The sequence below is a fragment of the Streptomyces sp. NPDC052042 genome (assembly GCF_044548345.1).
Classification (GTDB): domain Bacteria; phylum Actinomycetota; class Actinomycetes; order Streptomycetales; family Streptomycetaceae; genus Streptomyces.
Map to the genome: position 1 here is coordinate 53091 of NZ_JBIUBU010000025.1, position 13341 is coordinate 66431.

Sequence of the window (13341 nt, forward strand, 5' to 3'; positions counted from 1 at the left end):
GTATTCAAGGCCTCAACTTCTCGCGCAAGGGGGCCGGTTTGACCTCGTCCCGATCCGGCCGGACACCGACGGATCGGGACGACCCCACCGCGAAGAAGTCTCAGCAGTCGCAGCAGTCGCAGGACTCGCAGCAGTCCCCGCAGTTGCAGCAGCAGTCGCACCCCTCGCAGCAGTCCCCGCAGTTGCACTGCCGGCACAGCCCCTCGCGGCGCTGACCGGTCCACGGGTCCTCGAAGGTGCCGCAGCACATCTGGCAGGTGCAGGCCAGCCCCATCCACACCAGACAGCCCGCGATCAGCCCGCGCCGGTCGCGCGGCGGCCCCGGCGGGGGCAGCGGCGGGCCGCCGGGACCACCGGGGCCCGGGGCGTACGGGTTGCCCGGACTCGGGGCGTAGGGGTTGCCGGGCGGCGGCCCATAGGATCCGGCCGGCCCGGTGACCGGCGACGGGAGGGTGCCGTCCGGGAGCGTGCCGCGGAGGGACCCGTACCCGGCCGCGCCGTCGGCCGCGCCCTCGGTCCGGTGCCCGCACGCCGTGGTGCCGAAGGCCCGGTTCACGGACTGCCGGAGCTCATGGACCAGCAGCACATGGACCAGACTGCCGTCGGTGAAGTCGGCGTCGCGCAGTGCCAGCCGTACGCCGCGCACGGCGTCGTCGCACAGTCGCCGGGCCTCGGCCCGTGAGACGCCGGTCGCGGTGAGCGGGTTCCACGCACCCGACGCCGCGTCAGCCTCCTGGTCCTCCACGGCGTCCAGCAGATGCGCCAGGCGCCCGAAGAGCCGGCCCGCCTCCGCCAGCGGCTCCGCGTTGTCCGGCCGGCCGGCGAGTACCGCGGTGTGGGCGAAGGCCGCGGCGGTGGCGGTCTCGGTCGGCTCGGTGACCGTGAGCAGCGGCGTCCCGGGGCCGGCGAGCAGTTCGATGCCGCTCTGCCGGTCGACCGCGTCGACGAGCAGCGCCGTGTCGAAGCCGAGTTGCGCCCCGGTGCGCGCGCCCGCGCGGTCCCACCCGGCGGCGACCCGGCGCGCGGCGGCGGCGACCGGACGGCGCCTCATCCAGCCGTCTCCGTCCGCGACATGATCCCGCACCTTCGCGGAGGCCAGCACCAGCGAGACGGCGGCGGCCAGCCGGGCCCCCTCGCCCCGGGCCACCGGCGCGGTCCGCATGGCGCGCAGCGGACAGGGCCCCGCGGTGCGGCGCCATCCGGTGGTGCGCTCGGACTGAGCTTCCGTCAGGACCGAGACGATCAGGCCGTCATAGTTGGTGACGACGCGGGCGAACTGCCCGTGGTCCTTCCGAAGTGCGAGGCAGAGCCCGCAGAGATGGGCCATCCACTCGGTCCGCATCCCTTCGGACAGTCGATGGACACACGGCCTGACTATTCCGAACACGACGATCCCCCGAGTGTCGTCCGCTGCTGTCGCACCGGACTCGTACCTGTGCGCGACGTGCATCGTAATCGAGCCATTCGTTCACCCGGACGTGCTTCCCGTCACCCACATGGACCGGTGCATCACATTTTCTTTCTTTCGGACTATCAATACGGGACATTCCCTGACGAACCGCCACATCTTCTGCACCAGTACCGTCACGAATCCCCTGCGCGCCGACTATCCACTTGGCGCACGATCCGCATCATGGACGACCATAGGGATACGAAAGAGATGCGGAGCAACACGGAACCGCGTGAGAGGAGGCGTCCATGGGATCGGTGCGCAGGGCGAGTGCCTGGCTGGGCCTCGTAGAGGACAACGACGAGCGGTACTACGACGACGACGAGTACGCCGAGGTCGCGCACACCGGGACGGGTCAGGCGTGGGTGACCGACCCCCGGGTGCAGACGGCCCCCGCGAAGGCCGAGGCGACGGACCGCCGGATCGCCACCGTCACCCCGGACAGCTTCCGGGACGCCCGGGCCGTCGGGGAGCTGTTCCGGGACGGCGTACCGGTGATCGTCAACCTCACGGCCATGGACCCCGCCGACGCCAAGCGCGTCGTGGACTTCGCCGCCGGACTGACCTTCGGCCTGCGCGGTTCGATCGAGCGGGTGGCCACCCGCGTCTTCCTGCTGACCCCGGCCGACACCCGGGTGCTCAGCGGCGAAGCCGTCGGCCGGCCGGCCGACGGCTTCTTCAACCAGAGCTGATCAGGGCGCTCCCCGACCCGTCCTACCGGAACGCGTCGAGACCGGTGAGCGCCTTGCCCAGCACCAACTGGTGCATCTCCACGGTCCCCTCGTAGGTGAGGACCGACTCCAGATTCGTCGCGTGGCGCATCACGGGGTACTCCAGCGAGATCCCGTTGGCGCCGAGGATCGTGCGTGCGGTGCGGCAGATCTCGATCGCCTCCCGCACGTTGTTGAGCTTCCCGAAGCTGACCTGCTCCGGGCGGAGCGTACCCGCGTCCATCCGCCGCCCCAGATGGTGGGCGAGCAGAATGCCCTTGTGCAGTTCCACGGCCATGTCCGCGAGCTTGGCCTGGGTGAGCTGGAAGCCGCCGATCGGCCTGCCGAACTGCTCCCGCGTCCGCGCGTAGTCCAGCGCCGCCTCGAAACTGGCGCGGGCCGCGCCCATGGCCCCCCAGACGATGCCGTAGCGGGCGTGGCCGAGGCAGCTGAGCGGACCGCGCAGCCCGATGACCCCGGGCAGCACGGCATCCGCCGGCAGCCGCACCTCGTCGAGGACGAGTTCGCTGGTGACCGAGGCCCGCAGGGACCACTTGTGCCTGATCTCGGGCGCGGAGAAGCCCGGAGTGCCGGCCGGGACGACGAACCCCCGGATCCCCGCGCCCTCAGCGCCCTCGTCGGTGCGCGCCCAGACGACGGCGACCCCGGCGACCGAGCCGTTGGTGATCCACATCTTGCGGCCGTTGAGCACCCAGTCGCCCCCGCTCCCGCGCCTGGCGTACGTCCGCATTCCGGCCGGGTCGGATCCGTGGTCCGGCTCGGTGAGACCGAAACAGCCAATGGTCTCGCCTGCGGCCATGCCCGGCAGCCACCGCTGGCGCTGCTCCTCGGAGCCGTAGCGGTGGATGGCGTACATGGCGAGCGAGCCCTGCACGGAGACCAGCGAGCGGATCCCCGAGTCCGCGGCCTCGAGTTCGAGGCAGGCCAGCCCGTACTGGACGGCGGTGGCGCCCGCGCAGCCGTACCCGTCCAGGGACATCCCGAGGGCGCCGAGCGATCCGAGCTCGCGGGCCAGCTCACGGATGCCCGGCAGCTCGCCCTTCTCGTACCACTCGGCGATGTGCGGCAGGACCCGGTCGGCGGCCCAGTCGCGGACGGTGCCGCGGATGGCCAGCTCCTCGGTGCCGAGCAGGTCGTCCACACCGATGGGGTCGGCGGGGTCGAAGGGCGGGAGCTTCGAGGACGGGGTGGTGGACATGGGAGTGCCTCCGGGCGGCTCGCGCGTTGTCGGGGCCGGACGGCACGCGCGGCGTCGCGGAGCCGGGCGCGCACCCGGCCGGTCCCGCTTCCGCATCATGGACCGGCCGGAAACCAGCGGTGTCGGTCACGACGTCGTGCCGACGTTACGGCTCAGTGTCCCGCCCGTCCAGAGCCGGCCGCCTGCGCCGTCCGGCGGTGGGCCGGCCTCGGCAGCGGGCGCCGCGCGGGGCCCGGGAGGGGCGCCCGGCGCGCTTCGGGGACCTCGGGGGACGGCTCGTCCGCCTCTTCGGCCCGCTCCGGTGCGCGGGACACCGGGTCCTCGGGCGCGGGGGCCGGGGCGTCCGGTCCGGGAGCCGCTTCCTCCGCCTTCCGGGGCAGCCGCAGCGCGGCAAGTGCGCCGAACAGCAGCAGGGCCGCGCTGACCAGCAGCGTGACGTGCAGCCCGGTGATGAAGGCGCCGGAGGCCGTGTTCCGCAGCGTCTCTCCCAGCGAGCCGCCGAGCCGGTCCGCCACCTGGTACGCCTCACCGAGGGAGTGCGCGGCGGCCTCGCCGTCGGCGGCGGAGACGCCCTTGCCGGGCAGCTTCGCGAGTCCGGGGGCGTACGCGGCGTTCATGACGCTGCCGAGCAGGGCGATCCCCATGCCCGCGCCGAGCTGGTAGGAGGTCTCGCCGATCGCCGCCGCGCCGCCCGCCCGGTCGGCGGGGGCGTCGCTGAGCATGGACTCGTACGCCCCGAAGAGCGTGGTCTGCAGCCCGAAGCCGAGTGCGACGAAGGCCACGGCCAGCAGGGCGGGCCGGTCGTGCCGTCCCATCGCGGTCAGGACCAGCACCGAGGCGGCGGTGAGCAGGAATCCCCAGCCGACCATCCGGCGCGGCCCGAGGCGGTGCAGGGTGTACGAGCCGGTGGCGCCCGCGGCCACGGCCGCGAACGTGAGCGGCAGCAGCCGCAGACCGGTCTCCAGCGGGCTCAGACCGAGGACGAGCTGGAGGTACTGCACGGCTATCAGCTGGAGACCGACCAGGGCCAGCATGGCGAGGATGATGCAGCCGACCGAGGTGGAGAAGGCGGGCCTGGCGAACATCCCGATGTCGATCAGCGGATGCGTACGCCGTCTCTGACGGCGCACGAAGAGGACGAGCAGCCCCGCCCCGACGAGCAGCGGTATCAGCGCGGTCGGGCTGAGCAGCCCCTCCCCGGCGCCCGCCCGCTTCACTCCGAGCACCACCCCGAGCACTCCGGCCGCGGCCGTCAGCGCGCCGAACACGTCCCACGGACCGTCGCCGCCGCCGTGGGACTCCGGGAGCAGCAGGCGGCCGACGGGGAGCACCAGTGCCATCAGCGGGATGTTGATCAGGAAGACCGAACCCCACCAGAAGTGCTCGACGAGGAAGCCACCGACCACCGGCCCGGTGGCGGCCCCGGCGGCGGCGACCGCCGACCAGACGCCGATCGCCACGGCCCGCTCGCGGCGGTCGGGAAAGACCTGGCGGAGGATCGACAGCGTCGCGGGCATGATCATCGCCCCGCCGACCCCGAGCAGGGCACGCGCCGCTATGAGCACCCCGGGGGCCTCGGCCAGCGCGGCGGCCGCCGAGGCGACGCCGAAGAGCGCGTAACCGAGCAGCAGGACGCGGCGGCGGCCGACCCGGTCGCCGAGTGTCCCGAAGAGGATCAGCAACGAGGCGCAGACCAGCGGGTAGGCGTCCACGATCCACAGCAGATCGACGGCGCTGGGCCGCAGGTCCTCGGTGAGGGAGGGAACCGCGACGTGGAGCACGGTCGCGTCGAGCGCGACGAGCAGCAGGCTGAGACAGAGGACGACGAGGACGACCCATCGATTGGCACCGCCGGCCGCCGGGCGTGACCGGGCTCGGGCTCTGGTCGTCCCGGACATGCATGTACCTCCCAAAAGGTCCCTCGCGATCGGCGGGCCGGCCGGAAACACGGCGGGCCCGCGCCGCCTCTCGGGGCCCGGCATCGACAGGCGAGTGGTCCGTCAGCGTACGCGAGTTCGGGGAACTCACACGTGGTCCACCTCATACGCGGTTGAGCAGTGGGGTGTGGCCTGCGCCACGCCGCGGGCCGTGCTCGCCCCCTCCCGCCCGCGCCGACGATCTCCGTGCCCGGCACAGAAGGTACTCGCTCCGCGCCGCCCGGCGATCGTCGGGCCCGCCGTCAGCAGCCGGGGCCTGCGGGGCCGAGCGTCCGGTGACCGGGCAAACACCGTCCGTTTCACTTCCCGGGGTGCCGGTTGAATTCATGCCACCGCCCGCCAGGCACTTCCACCCTCGGCAAACACCCTTCCGAAATGAGTGCGAAATGAAAGGGGTGCAGGCATACCGATACGCTTCTCCGGGTCAGGAATTAAGGCGCGCCGAGACGCAGCCCACATCACATCGTCATCACAAAGAGACCTGAATGTCCTGGTCGCGAACTCACTCGCTGTAACGTCGATTGGGTGCGTACCGACATCTTTGCCCGCTTGGACCGGGAGCCGGAGCCGCCGAAGATAGAGCCGCCACGGATGAGCCGTCACCGCGTCGCGCTCTTCGGCGGCACGTTGGCGTTCTACGTCGCCATCGTCGTCGCCGTGCTGGTCTCCTCCTGGCTGGTGGCGCTGGACTGGAAGGTCATGCTCTTCCGGCCGTATCAGCAATGGCCGGACATCCATGCGTTCCTCGACTACTACGTCGTGCTCGGCCAGCGCGGTCCGACCGCCACCATGGTCGCCTGCTGGCTCGGCTGGCGCTCTTGGCGGCAGCACACGCTCCGCCCCCTGCTGACGCTCGGTGCGGCACTGCTGCTGCTGAACGCGACGGTCGGCGCGGTGAAGATCGGTCTGGGGCGGCTCGGCCCGCACTACGCGACCCAGATCGGTTCCGCGGAGCTCTTCGCCGGCGGCGATATATTCCCCTCGGGTCACACCGCCAACGCTGTGGTGACCTGGGGGATCCTCGCCTATCTGGCCACCACCCCGAGGGCCAGACGCTATCTGTCGGCCCTGTCGGCGATCGTCTCGCTCGGCGTCGGGCTCACCACCGTCTACCTCGGCACGCACTGGCTCAGCGACGTGCTGCTGGGCTGGGCCGCGGGGCTGCTGATCCTGCTGGGGCTGCCCTGGGTCGAGCCGCTGATCGCCCGGACGGAGGCATGGATCTTCGCCCAGCGCGAGGGCCTGCGCGGGCTGGGCCGTCCGGTGCCCGCCGCGCCCGTCACGGTCGCGGGTCCCCGGACCGAGACGCTCCCGCTGCCGGACGGCGGCAGCCCGGTCCTGGAACCGGCCGGCGCGGGCGGACACACGGCGGCCCCCACGGTCACGGGCACACGCCCGCGCGCCCATGCGCCCGCGCCGTCGCACCAGATCCACCTGCCGCGCTCGGAGCGGGCCCCGGTCACCCCGGTCGGCAGCCGCCGCCCGCCGAACCCGGACCGGGTGACGCACGGCGGAGCGGCACCGGCCAGTCCGGTGACCGGCGGCTGATCCGCCGAGACGGGCGAGGCGGTACGCACACCCCGCTTCCCGCACGTGTGAGGGCCCCGACCGCGTCGGGGCCCTCACACGTTCCCCGTGCCGGGACTCAGCCCACCCAGCAGCGGGTGACGACCGAGTCCGCGACCTCGAAGTTGATCCGCCCCGCCCGGAACTCCATGGTGATGATCGTGCCCGGCGGCAGGGATCTGACGGTGGTCCAGCCACGTTCGCGGGCCCGCCGTTCGGCCGTGTCGGCGTCGAGTCCGACGTACGCGCCGGGTGAGTCGTCGGGCTGGACGGGAGGGTTCGACTGGGACGCCATACCCCTCACCGTAGGCGGCCGGGCGCCGCGGGGAAAGCCGGGGCCGAGACCGTCGCACGGCATCCCCACACCCCCCGCCGGTCACACTTGTGTCACAGGATCACGACATCCGCTCCGTCACGATCACCCGCCCGGAACACGCGGTCCGCGACCCGACGGACAGTAAGCGGAAATCCCGCGAAAGGGCACGCGAAGAGACCGGGAAAAATTGCTGAATACACCACCGGAAGAGGTCGGAATTTCGCCGCCCTAAATCCGGCACGAACGCCCGCGCCATCAGGAATTCACGCTTCCTTATGGCACCCTTATCCTTTGGTCACAAAATTCGCATCACGGGACGGGAGGGCGACGGGATCGGGGCCCGGGCGGGCGGCGGCCGGTCGCGGTACGGGGAGACCCGGGCGGGCAGCGGGTACGCCCACGCCGCCCGCGACGGCCTCTCGCGCACGGGACGGACCCGGACGGCTCCGGCGACGCGGCGGACCTGCCCGCCGGACGTCATGTGCCAGGCGCGGATGGGCCGGACCCGGTCCGGTGCCGTGGCAGGGAGGGTGCCGGGAAGCCCGTGGCGTCCGGGCGCCGCACCACGCGGCGGTGCGGCACACAACGGAGCATCATCCGTACCGGGTGTGCTCGGGTGACGCGCCGACGCGGCGAGGGACCGGGCCCCTGCTCGAACAGGGCCGAGAGCGCGGGGAAGCACCGGACGCCGCGAGCCGGTGCCCTCTTCCGGTCACGGCGCTACCGGCCCGGCGCCGGCCCGGGCCCGACCCGTACGCAGAGGTCGTTGTCGCCCGTGTAGCAGGGGATGGCCCGCACCCCTCCCCCGATGTCGCGGCCCGGGTAGACGAAGACGTTCTTGCGGTCCCACACATCATCGAGGAGGCGCGAGATCCGCACCGCATCCGTTCCTCCGCCGACGGCCTCCCCGGGGACCAGCCAGAGCGTCCACAGCCGCCCGTCCCGCCCCGGCTCGCCCCCGAGGCGGTCCAGCGGCAGCGTGAAGGCGAACGCACCCTCCTCCCCGGTGACCGGGACCCGGCACACCCGGTCGGGGGCGCCGGCCCGTCTCGCCTCGACGCGGGCACCGTCACCGAGCCGGACGCCGTACAGGGCGCCCCGGACGGTCATCCCGTTCCCGTCGAAGGTCACCGGCCCGGCCTCGGCATGCGGCGAGCGGATCCAGCAGTGCAGGGCGAGCCGGCCGTCAACGGTCGGGTACGGGATGCGGACCACGACCCGCCCGCCCTCGGGCGTGCGGTCCATGAGGCACCGCAGGTCCCTGATTCCGGGCTCGACCGCCGCCTCCCCTCCGCCGCCCGCGCCCGGCCCGCGCACCTGGACGTCCCAGCGGCCCTCCGCGGGCTCCACCGCGCTCGGCAGCACCGCCCGGAACCGCCCCTCCCCGGCCGGGGCCAGGGGGAGCCGGAGCATGGCGCCGTCGCCCTTGCCGCCGCGCAGCCGGAGGAGCAGTTCGGACACCTCGCCGTCGCGGCCGGGCCCGGGGAGGTCGAGTTCGAAGGTGAGCGTCCCGTCCGGGCCCGCGACGCAGTCGGCCCTCGGTGTCCGCCGCTCCGCGGCGCCGGTCGTGCGATCCGTGGAAACGGTCATGCGGACCTCCTTGCGCGGATGACGTCGGCGGCCTTGTGGCGCAGGGCGTACGCCCCGTCCAGCAGGGTGCTCCGGGCCCGGTGCAGCGTGGTGCGCAGCGCGCCGTGCGAGCGGTCGCACGGGGGGCGGGAGACGAGTTCGGTGAAGAGCCGCTCATGGCGCTCGGCGATCCGCGCCGGATCGAACCGCGCGGACGCGGCCAGCGCGGCGCCCCCTAAGCGCCGCCGGGCCTCGTCGTCCTCGATCAGGCCGAGCAGGGCGTCCGTCAGCGCCCCCGGATCGCCGACGGGCACCAGTCGTCCGTCGGTGCCGTCCCCGATGATCTCCCGGGGGCCGTGCGGGCAGTCGGTGGCGACGACCGGCAAGCCGCAGCGCATCGCCTCGACGATGGTCATGCCGAAGGACTCGCGGTCCGACGTGACCGCGGCGATCGAGCCCTTGGGCCACTCGGCCTCCAGGGGATCGATCGCCCCCATCAGGAACACATGGTTGTGCAGGCCGAGTTCGCCGATGAGCCCGAGCAGTGCCCGGCGTTCGTTCCCGGTCGCGTCACCGGCCCCGTAGATGCGCAGCCGCCAGTCCGGGCGGACGGCGACCACGCCGGCGAACGCGCGCACGAGCAGGTCGTACCGCTTGACCCGGTGCAGCCGGCCCGCCGCGATGACCCACTTTCCGGAGCCGTCGGCGGGCGCGATCCGCGGCGCGGGCACGCTGTTGGGGATGGCCTCGATGCGCACACCGGGCAGCTTGAGCCCGGTCCGGTAGGCGCGGGCGTCGGCCTCGGTGACGGTGGTGACCGCGTCGAGCAGGGCGTAGCGGTGTCCGATCTCGCGGCGCAGCCGGTAGCCATGGCTGTCGAGGGTGAGGTGCTCCTGCCCGATGCGCACCGGGCCGCGCCGGACCTGCCGGGTGATCTGCACGTTGAGCCCGGGGCGGGTGCCGACGATGACATCCGCGTCCAGGGAGCGCAGATGGTCCGCCACCCGGGCATCGGTCAGTCTGCTGTACTGCCGGTACCTGCTGTCGCCGCGGGGGAACACGGAGGCGGGGCGGGCGTGGTCGGCGGCGTCGCCGTCGTACGACGGACTCTTCTTGCGCAGGTCGACGAGGTGGCCGAGGCGGACGCCCACCGGGGCGCCCAGTACCGGGACGTCCCGGTGCCGGAAGACGGACACGATCTCCACGTCATGGTGCTCGGCCAGCGTCCCGGCGAGGTTGAACGTCGTACGGATCGTGCCCCCGACCCCGTAGGCGTTGTGGAGCAGGAAGGAAATGTGCATGAAATGCCATGACTCCTGGTTCGCTGGTCGACGGCGGGCGGCACTTGCCAGGACGGGCCGATTCGACTGCGGGTTCACTCCACACTGGACGAGTTTCGGCCATCCTCGCATTCACCCGTTTTCCTGATTTATCGATGTATCGGCGGCCCATTGCTCAGCAGATTGGCCCATCTCACTCGGCACCAACCGTCACGTACAGGGCGCAATCACCCCTCGGATCGTCAGATTCACCCTTTCCGTCAGATGGTTCGATTACGTTCCCTTTCTCGCGTGACTCCGGCCGCGGATCGCCCGTTGTCCCTTTCATGAGCCGGGAAGCGCCCGGCGCACGCACCGAGTTCGAGGAGCCTTCCGTGCCGCGCATGCTCGACGTCAGCGAGGACGTACGCGCCGAGATCGGCGACGCCGAAGCCGACCGGCTGCTCGTCGGCGACAACGCCCCAGGCAGTTACGACTGCACCTCGTGCCGCACCCCCGGCGACTCCGCACAGGAACGCACCAGCACGGTCCTCTTCGTCGGCGAGGAGACCGCCGTCCTGGCCTTCGCCCATGCGAGCTGCATCCCCTCGCAGGTCGTCAGGGTCGCGGAGGAGCAGTTGCAGGGCGCGGTGCGCAGCATCACCGGCGGGCAGACGGAGCAGCGGGCGCGGCCGACGCCGCCGGAGGGCGTCGGCGCCGAGCAGGCCGTCCTCGGGATCACCAGTGGACTCGTGCTGATCGGGGACGATCTCCACCCCGCCCTCGTCGTCGAACCGACGGGCGCGATCGTCCGCCCGGGCACGGACGGCAGCCAGGGCGACGAGTTCCTGCACCTGCTGCTGGAGCAGGGCTTCCATCCGGTGCACCGGATGGAGGAGGTCCCCTCGGCCCTGCCCGGCTGGTCGATCCTGCTCGCCATGGGCAAGCTGCACGCCGTGCTCCAGCCGGGCACCAACGGCGGGCCCCAGGTCGCCTGGTGGCAGGCGCACGCCCCGCTCCAGGTCACCGAGGGCTGGCGCACCGCGGCCAACAAGACGCGGACGGTGCTCGTCTATGCCGCCCCGGCGGGGGCGATCGGCCAGCAGCCCCGTGAGGATCTGATGCGCGACGCCCTGGACAAGGCCGCCGCGAACGGCCTTCTGGTCGCCGTGGCGATGCCGCTGGCCGGAACCTGATCACGTCCGCCGGGCGCTCGGGCTGCGGCGAACAGTTAATTCTCGGCCGGGACCGCATCCGACGGACCTCGGGGTCGTTGGCAGATACGTGCACTCATACGACTCCTCCCACCAGCGCCCGAGTCCGATCCCAGCCATGCGCCCCTCGCGGGAGCCCTCGGGCGGTCAGTCCCAGACCCCGATCTACGACGCGCTGTACTCCGAGTACCGCCGGTCGTTCCGGGCGCTGCCGGGCGACCGCAGCGGTGAGGAGAATCTCGGCTTCGTGGCCTTCGGCCTCGGGCCCTTCGGCGGGCGCGCCCCCCTGAACGGCCATGCCTCCGGTCAGCCGGCGGGCCTCTCCACCGGCCTGTCCGTCCACGGCGCCTCCGCCGCGCACGGCGGGGCCTCCGGGCGGCATGGCGGCGGCTCGGCCGCCCATACCGGCGGTCCGGGCGCCTGGCAGCGGGTGGGGCGGCATGCCGGACGCGCCCAGGCCGCCCTGCCACCGGGATCACGGGGCGTCTGAACCACGCGGCAGAGCCCCGGACCGTATCCCTACCGGTCCGGGGCTCCGTCACGCACGTGTGGGCGTGGGTGTCACTTGTTGCGGCCGCGCTTCTCGCGGACCCGCACCGAGATGTGGATCGGGGTGCCCTCGAAACCGAACTCCTCGCGCAGCCGGCGCTCGACGAAACGCCGGTAGCCGTGCTCCAGGAAGCCGGAGGCGAACAGCACGAACCGCGGCGGCTTGGTGCCCGCCTGGGTGCCGAAGAGGATGCGGGGCTGCTTGCCGCCGCGGATCGGGTGCGGGTGCGAGGCGACGAGTTCGCCGAGGAACGCGTTCAGCCGTCCGGTGGGCACACGCGTCTCCCAACCGGCGAGCGCGGTCTCGATCGCCGGGACCAGCTTCTCCATGTGGCGACCGGTGACGGCGGAGATGTTGACCCGCGGGGCCCACCCGACCTGCGCCAGCTCCGTCTCGATCTCGCGCTCCAGGTAGTAGCGCCGCTCCTCGTCGAGGTTGTCCCACTTGTTGTACGCGATGACCAGGGCGCGCCCGGCGTCCACGGCCATGGTGATGATGCGCTGGTCCTGGACGCTGATGGACTCGCCCGCGTCGATCAGGACGACGGCGACCTCGGCCTTCTCCACGGCGGCGGCGGTGCGCAGCGACGCGTAGTAGTCCGCGCCCTCCTGGAGGTGGACGCGGCGGCGGATGCCGGCCGTATCGATGAACTTCCAGGTGACGCCGCCGAGTTCGATGAGCTCGTCGACCGGGTCGCGCGTGGTGCCCGCGAGTTCGTTGACCACGACGCGTTCCTCGTTGGCCACCTTGTTGAGCAGCGAGGACTTGCCGACGTTCGGACGGCCGATGAGGGCGATCCGGCGGGGTCCGCCGATCGCGGTGCCGAAGCGCTGCGCCGGGGCCTCGGGCAGTGCTTCGAGTACGGCGTCGAGGAGGTCTCCGGTGCCGCGGCCGTGCAGCGAGGACACGGGATGCGGTTCGCCGAGGCCCAGCGACCAGAGCATGGCCGCGTCCGCCTCTCCGCTCTGTCCGTCGACCTTGTTGGCGCACAGCACGACGGGCTTGCCGGCCCGGCGCAGCAGCTTGACGACGGCCTCGTCGGTGTCGGTGGCGCCGACCTTCGCGTCGACCACGAAGACGACCGCGTCGGCGGCCTCGATCGCGTACTCGGCCTGGGCTGCGACGGAGGCGTCGATGCCCAGCACGTCCTGCTCCCAGCCGCCGGTGTCGACGACCTTGAAGCGGCGGCCCGCCCACTCGGCCTCGTAGGTGACGCGGTCGCGGGTGACGCCGGGCCGGTCCTCGACGACCGCTTCGCGGCGGCCGATGATCCGGTTCACCAGGGTCGACTTGCCGACATTGGGGCGGCCGACGACGGCGAGTACGGGCAGCGGTCCGTGTCCCGCCGCGTCGATCGCGCCCTCGACCTCCTCGGTGTCGAAGCCCTCCTCCGCGGCGAGCTCCATGAACTCCGCGTACTCGGCGTCGCCAAGTGCTCCGTGCTCGTGGTCCGAGCCCCCGGAGTGAATCTGGTCGTTCATGAAGTCCGTACCTCTTTGCCTCATCATCGATGGGCCGCCGTCGAGCGGCCCACTGCTCAAGTCTTACCGA

The 13341-nt window shown here is 72.4% G+C and carries 11 protein-coding genes; 4 read left to right on the forward strand and 7 right to left on the reverse strand.

The features are described from left to right. Positions 1 to 100 precede the first annotated feature (100 nt). Positions 101 to 1342: a DUF5685 family protein gene (locus tag ACIHCL_RS30120; RefSeq protein ID WP_399866848.1), complete on the reverse strand. Its 1242-nt coding sequence runs from the start codon at positions 1340 to 1342 to the stop codon at positions 101 to 103. 356 nt (positions 1343 to 1698) lie between these two features. Between ACIHCL_RS30120 and ACIHCL_RS30125 the strand changes: the two genes are divergently transcribed. Beyond that, positions 1699 to 2142, forward strand: a complete 444-nt coding sequence (locus ACIHCL_RS30125) for a cell division protein SepF (RefSeq protein ID WP_399866851.1) — start codon at positions 1699 to 1701, stop codon at positions 2140 to 2142. A gap of 22 nt (positions 2143 to 2164) precedes the next feature. Here the strand turns inward: ACIHCL_RS30125 and ACIHCL_RS30130 are convergent, their stop codons facing one another. Both ACIHCL_RS30130 and ACIHCL_RS30135 read right to left on the reverse strand, forming a co-directional pair. Further along, positions 2165 to 3379, reverse strand: a complete 1215-nt coding sequence (locus ACIHCL_RS30130) for an acyl-CoA dehydrogenase family protein (RefSeq protein WP_399866854.1) — start codon at positions 3377 to 3379, stop codon at positions 2165 to 2167. 152 nt (positions 3380 to 3531) lie between these two features. Further along, positions 3532 to 5277 carry an MFS transporter gene (locus tag ACIHCL_RS30135; protein WP_399866857.1) on the reverse strand — a complete coding sequence of 582 codons (1746 nt, stop codon included), beginning with the start codon at positions 5275 to 5277 and terminating at the stop codon, positions 3532 to 3534. Positions 5278 to 5841: 564 nt separating this feature from the next. Here ACIHCL_RS30135 and ACIHCL_RS30140 point away from each other — a divergent pair. Continuing rightward, positions 5842 to 6864, forward strand: coding sequence for a phosphatase PAP2 family protein (locus ACIHCL_RS30140; RefSeq protein WP_399866859.1), 1023 nt, complete (start codon positions 5842 to 5844; stop codon positions 6862 to 6864). A gap of 97 nt (positions 6865 to 6961) precedes the next feature. Here the strand turns inward: ACIHCL_RS30140 and ACIHCL_RS30145 are convergent, their stop codons facing one another. From ACIHCL_RS30145 to ACIHCL_RS30155, 3 genes are all read right to left on the reverse strand, one after another. Further along, complete coding sequence (locus ACIHCL_RS30145) at positions 6962 to 7177, reverse strand: I78 family peptidase inhibitor (RefSeq protein ID WP_399866861.1); 216 nt, start codon at positions 7175 to 7177, stop codon at positions 6962 to 6964. A 741-nt stretch (positions 7178 to 7918) separates the two neighbouring features. Beyond that, positions 7919 to 8788: a transferase gene (locus tag ACIHCL_RS30150; RefSeq protein WP_399866863.1), complete on the reverse strand. Its 870-nt coding sequence runs from the start codon at positions 8786 to 8788 to the stop codon at positions 7919 to 7921. Next, the gene (locus ACIHCL_RS30155; RefSeq protein WP_399866865.1) at positions 8785 to 10068 is read right to left on the reverse strand and encodes a glycosyltransferase; all 1284 of its coding nucleotides are present in this window, start codon (positions 10066 to 10068) and stop codon (positions 8785 to 8787) included. The genes ACIHCL_RS30150 and ACIHCL_RS30155 overlap by 4 nt, the downstream gene beginning before the upstream one ends. Positions 10069 to 10421: 353 nt before the next feature. On the opposite strand from ACIHCL_RS30155, the gene ACIHCL_RS30160 reads away from it, so the two are divergent. After that, positions 10422 to 11222 carry a hypothetical protein gene (locus tag ACIHCL_RS30160; protein WP_399866868.1) on the forward strand — a complete coding sequence of 267 codons (801 nt, stop codon included), beginning with the start codon at positions 10422 to 10424 and terminating at the stop codon, positions 11220 to 11222. Between the two features lie 136 nt (positions 11223 to 11358). Continuing rightward, positions 11359 to 11730 (forward strand): hypothetical protein, encoded by a 372-nt coding sequence (locus tag ACIHCL_RS30165; protein ID WP_399866870.1) that lies wholly within the window; start codon positions 11359 to 11361, stop codon positions 11728 to 11730. Between the two features lie 71 nt (positions 11731 to 11801). Here ACIHCL_RS30165 and der read toward each other — a convergent pair whose 3' ends face one another. Continuing rightward, entirely contained in the window at positions 11802 to 13271 is a 1470-nt protein-coding gene (gene der, locus ACIHCL_RS30170) for a ribosome biogenesis GTPase Der (RefSeq protein ID WP_399866871.1), read from the reverse strand. Positions 13272 to 13341 lie beyond the last annotated feature (70 nt).